Raw genomic sequence first — 6,029 nt, forward strand, 5'->3', positions numbered from 1 at the left:
GGTGCTCTAGTCTAACCATTAGTTATCTGTATAGTTCATCGAAATATGTGTTGCATCACAAAATGGCCTATTTCGGGTTTTGCCACAGCGACAAAGAGTTACTCGGTTTCTTATTTCATAAGTATAACCCTCTGAAGATTCAATCGGAATATTGCCTTTAACAAAAATCGGGCCACTAGCTTCTTTTTCAGGATCCTGAAGTATTTCAATGGAAGGTTCATATTCAGGTTCAATCGCTTTTCCCGTTTTATCATAGGCAACTAATCTTCCCGCTGGACACTCAGAGGCTGCGATAATTGCCTCTTCTCTGTATTTTGGATTATTAGAGTTTTCGGTAAGCTCCCATACTTTTCCGTCTTCCCTGTGACAGAAACGGGCAAATGCACATCGATTATCATCTAGAAGGTCAAGATCTGGTCCCTCTAACAGTTCAGCCCTGTCTTCAAACGTCTCTCTCGATGCCTTCTCAACTCCATTAAAACCGACTTTTTCATGAGAGCCGTCACAAAAGGGTGCATTTTTTGATTTACCGCAACGGCATAGTGCATACTCTTCAGCCTGCGGTAATTTACGTCCATCTTTCAATTCATTAATTTTGCCCTTAGAAACAATTATTTTCTCGGACAAAGGGACATTCCCCGTGACGATATAGGGCCCATTTTTTAATATTTTAATGTTACACTTCTTTTCATTGTTCATCATGTTGAATATCGCCCTTCAATTTTTTACGCGATTTAATTTCGTAATCTGTTAAAACATCGACATAAGCAGTTAAGAGTTGATCTTCAGCTGCGCAACTTTGCTGATAATACCAGTCCCGGACAATTTTATTGATTTCAGCATCAGTACCCTCTGCTTTATATGGGTACACAGCTAGAAGTTTATTGGTTTCTTTGTCTCTTAATCCTATCTTTTCAGCACTTTCGAATTTACCCATAACATTCATTCCTTTCGTTCATATGTCGTGATATTTGTATCATCTTTTCTCTGATGAGTCAACACAATAAGACCCTTGAAATCCTCCTTACAATTTTCAACAATAAGCCGCTCAGCTGATTTTCATCATCTAAGCGGCGTGTTCATTGGTTTCTATCAACATCTTAACGTGTATACTGATTATACTGTCAAGGTCGATTAAACTTAATCATTTTTCGTTCAACTAATCGCTAATCTTATGCCCACATTCACCTTCAATAATTAAGTGCGATTAATGATCAATTTTGTTGCCCTAAAGCAGAATTTGCTTCACTCGACCGACAATGCCGCCAACGAGCCTGACCTTTATGCCATGGGGATGAGTAGAAGAACTCGTAAGAATGGTTTCAACTATTCCTTCTGTCACTTTCCCAGTACGCTGATCTTGTTTTTGAACAATCGAAACCCTGTGTGCCTTGCTTAATATTATCACGTATATTTCCGTTCATGATCTATCTCCTCGGTTCCTTTATCTTCTACATAGACGTCGTCAAAGTTAGCACGGACGGATCGGAATCAGCCGGGATGAGAGAGTGCCTTCTCAACGATTGGCTTACCGGCGCCTCAGTGTGTTCCTTTTAGATGACAGATTCTGATTTCAAAATGAATTCATCAGTGCTTAGATAAGGCGGACGCTTGGCTATATACATGCCAAGCGTCCATCTTCGTATCCCTAACACTAGCTAATTAAGCCCAGTTCCCTTTTTGTACGTTCTGCCATTAGTTTTAGCATTTTTTCTCTTTCGTCTGTAAATAACGGTCCGTAGAACACTATCCCATATTTTTCCAACATATTTGCTTGTATTAATTTTTTTGTCCGTCCAACTTCTGGAACATATTTAGACTTCCTTTTGGTTTTGAGGAATTTAGTATGATTATCACTATCAATAAACACGGCAAGATTTGCAGTTCTGTCGTCATCATTAACCCCATTAAGATGGTGCATAATCTCAGTTTCTTTTAATTTTCTTTTTAGGTGTCTCTCGATTATTAACCTAGGAATATCCATTGTTTCGTTTTCACTACTCGTGACAATCTTATCGCTCAAATTTGCTCCTTTCAAAATGGCCCAATAAAAAAACAACAGACATTGGGAATTTGCTTCTCTTCCCGCCAGCCAAGTTGCCAAATTAATTAAAAAGATGAATTCAGTTCAGTTATCAACCTTATCAGTATACCATGTTTTGCCCATAATCACAATAGAATAGTTGATTAGTCGCCTCGCTGTCACAAGCGGTTTTCAGGTGTTCATATTCACAAGACTTACCGTCTATTTTCATTTGAACATTGCGTTAGAAACAGATCACCGATTTCGGGGATCTGTTGATTTTTCTCTTAGGTTAAATTTCTTAAGGAATTCTTGGCATCGTCATCATAAAATATGCACAATCCTATTGTATTCTAATAGCAGAATATCATTCGCCAATATTTGACTTATTGTTTGCTTCTTCATCCTTTTATGTTGTTCTAAAGGGTACACCGCCGGAGGAAAATGAATCAGCATTTTTTTGGGAGGACGCTTCCATAAAATCCGGTGGACTACTTTTAGATACTGCGCAATGTCTAAACTAAAATACTATTCATTTTAAGGGGGTGAGGGACGACTAGAGACGTCCTAGGCTGAGAAAAGAGATTGTCTGTTACCAAAAAGAGAAAAGACCCAAATTGAGAGGAGATATTCACTACATGAAAAAAACAAAAAAAGCCTTAGCTTCCTTAGCTATTGCTGGTATGTCACTCACTTCGGTTCCTTTTAATGCATTTGCTGCTGGAACAGTCCCAACTCGCTTATCAGGTACAACTGCTGCCCAAACCGCAGTAGCAATCGCAGAGCAAACTGGTTGGACTGGCACAGCAATCCTCGCATCTTCAGCTTCTTATGGTATGGTTGATGCACTGACCGCTGGCCCACTCGCATCCTACTTGAAAGCTCCTATCCTTCTGACCGGAGCTGGAAACTCGCTAGATGCTGACACTAAAGCAGAACTTACTAAACTTAATGTTAAGACGGTTTATGTAACCAGTGGAACGGCTGTTATCAGCCAAGCAGTTCTTGATCAAATCTCCGCAATGGGTATCACAGTTGTTCCTCTTGGTGGAGTAGACCGTGCTGCAACCTCCGTCAACATTGCTAAAAAAATGGTTGGCGTAACCAAAGTTGCCGTTGCTAACGGCCTGCAAGATGCGCTCTCCATCGCAGCAGTTGCTTCGGCTGCTAATGAGCCCATCCTCTTAACCGACAAAGACGCTGTTCCTGCTAGCGTTTCCGCCTACTTGGCTGCTAATCCTGGCATCACTTCTTCTGATGTTATTGGTGGAACAGTCATCATCAGTGACGCCGTTAAAGCCGCACTTCCTAGCGCAACCCGTCATGCTGGAACCACGGCTTATGACACCAACAACCAAGTTATCCAAGATTTCAATTCATCCCTCGACTTTAACAATGTCTATGTGGCTAACGGCGTAACGGGCATTGATGCTCTTGCTGGTGCACCACTTGCAGCTCAAACTAAGTCTCCCATTGTTCTCACGGACGGAACAGTTCCTGCCGTTGCTACGTTTGTACACAGCAAACTTGCTGCTGATGGTGTTGTTACTGCTCTTGGTGGTTCGGTTGTCGTTTCTGATGCAGTACGCACCGGAGTGATAAACGGCACCCCGGCACCTGCCCAAGGTAATTTGGCAGTTACATCTGTAAGTGCTATCAGCTCTTCAAGCTTCAAAGTAGTCTTCAACCAAGCTCCAGCAGATACTTCCAAAGTTACATTTACCGTACAAAGAGCAACGACTCCTGTAACGGTAACTACGACTTGGAATACTGCTAAGACAGAAGCTACGGTGAGCAGTGCATCCAATTTGCCAGAAGGATCTTATACAGTAGCTGTTAAGAATGACACGACAGATCTCGGAACTTCGACTGTTGCTGTATCCCCACAAAAGATCGCTAAAATTAATATAACGTCCACCAAATTATCGATCACTAGTGCAAATATTGGATATGCAACTTATAATGTCTTAGACCAATATGGAAACGACATTACAACGTCATCTCTTGCTAATAGTTTAACTTTCCAAAGTGGAGCTGGTACTGTTACAGCAGATAAAGGTTTGCTCAAATTAGATCCAGGTGCAATTGGCGCAAATCTCATTCAGTTTGCTACAGTAACAATAACTGGTTATGATTCAACGTCTGGAGTTTCAACAAATGCTACCCTAAATACCTCTTCAGCGCTTGGCACATTAAGCAATATGACCCTTAATACCTTAACAAATGCTGATGGAAAAGTTTTGACTGATGGAGATACATCAAGTGTATTCTATATTGATTACACTGCTACCGACGTTAGTGGTAATGCAACAAAAGATTATAACCTCGTAGTCAATGGCCTAATCACCAGTACGATCAATGGCAATCAAAATTGTTTAACTTCTTCAAACTCCAATGTACTCGCTCAAGTTGTAACGGATCCTAGTGATTCTAGTAAAGCAGCCATAAAAGTCACTGTTGTTAGTAATAGTAATCTTGCGATGGATCTTCCTGTGACAATTACAGCAATGTCTTATGGCGGAACAACTTCAACATTGAATGTTACTTTAAAGAAAGCAGCATCCGTCGATACCTTTACGTTAATGGCTCCAGCGTATGATATAGCTGTCAACGAACAAAAAGAAATTCCTTTTACGGCTGTTGACCAAAATGGAGTTGCCTTGACCAAATATAGTGACTTGTCTGGTATCACCTTTACTGGAGCAACACTTTACCCAAATATTGATGGAACGGCTTCATTGAAAAACAATTTAAAAACCATTGACGGTCCAGATGTTATAACAGCTATGACACCTACGGGTAAATATAGTTCAATAACCATCAACATCCAAAAGGCTGCCAAAGCCGACACACTATCTGTCGACTCTTCAGTCCTTGTAAGTTCTATGCAAGTAGGGGCCGCTCAAAAAATTGACTTAGGATACGATAAGGGTGGTTTATCTGTTAAAGATCAATATGGTAGAGTCGTGGATATGACAGGTGGTGCCGACACTTACGAAGTTCAAGCTGTATCTAGTGATAATGCTATTGTTAAGGCCGTTGGAATCTCAAAGGTTGGACAAAATCAAACTAACATTACTGCCGTAGCAGCTGGAACAGCAACCGTAACCTTCCAATTAGTCGCTATTTCTGCTCCAACCGTTGTCATTGACTCTAAGTCTGTAACGTTCTCAGTTATAAAAGACGCCGATATTCAAGGCTATACTATGGATACAGTGGCTAACCCAATCTATGCCAATGCCTATTTGAGTGATATTTCCGGACGAGATACTGACTATCATGCTAATCCAAAAATTTATGGCACTACAGCAAGTGGAACAAAAGTACTATTAGGTGGCACTCCCATCATTGGGGCCTATGTTGATAATACCACGGACTTTGCTATCGAAAGTGCCGTAGGTGCCTATGATAGTGTGAAGGTCGATGCTGGGAAGTTAGCCAATAATGTCACAACATCAACCACGAATTTAACCGTAACCCTTTTAGGTACTGATGGCGCTGTCCATTCGCTAACGACACCGATCAAATCTTCAACTGCAGCACCTGTGGCTAGTACTATTGTTGCTAATGTCGACACTTCCGTGAATGGCGTTTCAGTGAGTTCCGATGGAAATACTGTAACCGTTAGTGCAGCTTCAGGTGTCCTGGCTCCTAACAATGTTATGGCAAGATTCGATGCCGCTGGAAGTTCCAAGAAACGAGCAGCAGTTTACTTCTATGCTCTCGATCAGTATGGTCAAGAAGGTATGCAATTAGCACAGATTGTCAAGGTTGCTTCGGGTAGCACTTTGACTGATGATCAATTTAACGTCAAATCTGATGGCACGATCACTGGTAGTGGGGCAGTTGCTGGCGGAACCGTTACACTTTCCGGGATTACCACGAACGGATTAGTGAAAACCATTAAGGTGATCTTCAACTAGTTGTACCAAATCAGTCATTTGATACCATCGAACAAGAGAAGGACAAAATTGTCCTTCTCTTGTTCTTGCTTAAATCCTCTTTC

4 protein-coding genes and 1 pseudogene are annotated in these 6,029 nt (G+C 41.2%); 1 reads left to right on the forward strand and 4 read right to left on the reverse strand.

Annotation, left to right across the window (positions count from 1 at the left end):
- Positions 1-18: 18 nt before the first annotated feature.
- The 4 genes and pseudogenes from DSOL_RS06545 to DSOL_RS06560 all read right to left on the reverse strand — a co-directional run bounded on the left by DSOL_RS06545 (position 19) and on the right by DSOL_RS06560 (position 2,023).
- Positions 19-702, reverse strand: a complete 684-nt coding sequence (locus DSOL_RS06545) for a CDGSH iron-sulfur domain-containing protein (RefSeq protein WP_075364072.1) — start codon at positions 700-702, stop codon at positions 19-21.
- Positions 689-937, reverse strand: a complete 249-nt coding sequence (locus DSOL_RS06550) for a hypothetical protein (RefSeq protein ID WP_075364073.1) — start codon at positions 935-937, stop codon at positions 689-691. Before DSOL_RS06550 ends, DSOL_RS06545 begins: the two co-directional genes overlap by 14 nt.
- A 291-nt stretch (positions 938-1,228) precedes the next feature.
- A pseudogene (locus tag DSOL_RS06555) lies at positions 1,229-1,424 on the reverse strand (YwbE family protein).
- A 230-nt stretch (positions 1,425-1,654) separates the two neighbouring features.
- Complete coding sequence (locus DSOL_RS06560) at positions 1,655-2,023, reverse strand: hypothetical protein (RefSeq protein WP_170871455.1); 369 nt, start codon at positions 2,021-2,023, stop codon at positions 1,655-1,657.
- A gap of 638 nt (positions 2,024-2,661) precedes the next feature.
- Here DSOL_RS06560 and DSOL_RS06565 point away from each other — a divergent pair.
- Entirely contained in the window at positions 2,662-5,946 is a 3,285-nt protein-coding gene (locus DSOL_RS06565; protein WP_075364075.1) for a cell wall-binding repeat-containing protein, read from the forward strand.
- Positions 5,947-6,029 lie beyond the last annotated feature (83 nt).

This window comes from Desulfosporosinus metallidurans, from assembly GCF_001936615.1.
Classification (GTDB): domain Bacteria; phylum Bacillota; class Desulfitobacteriia; order Desulfitobacteriales; family Desulfitobacteriaceae; genus Desulfosporosinus; species Desulfosporosinus metallidurans.

What these genes read in the sequence shown, in the direction of transcription:
- DSOL_RS06550 (WP_075364073.1), bottom strand. Translation starts at nt 937, where the DNA reads ATGGGTAAATTCGAAAGTGCTGAAAAGATAGGATTAAGAGACAAAGAA.
- DSOL_RS06545 (WP_075364072.1), bottom strand. Translation starts at nt 702, where the DNA reads ATGATGAACAATGAAAAGAAGTGTAACATTAAAATATTAAAAAATGGG.
- DSOL_RS06565 (WP_075364075.1), top strand. Translation starts at nt 2,662, where the DNA reads ATGAAAAAAACAAAAAAAGCCTTAGCTTCCTTAGCTATTGCTGGTATG.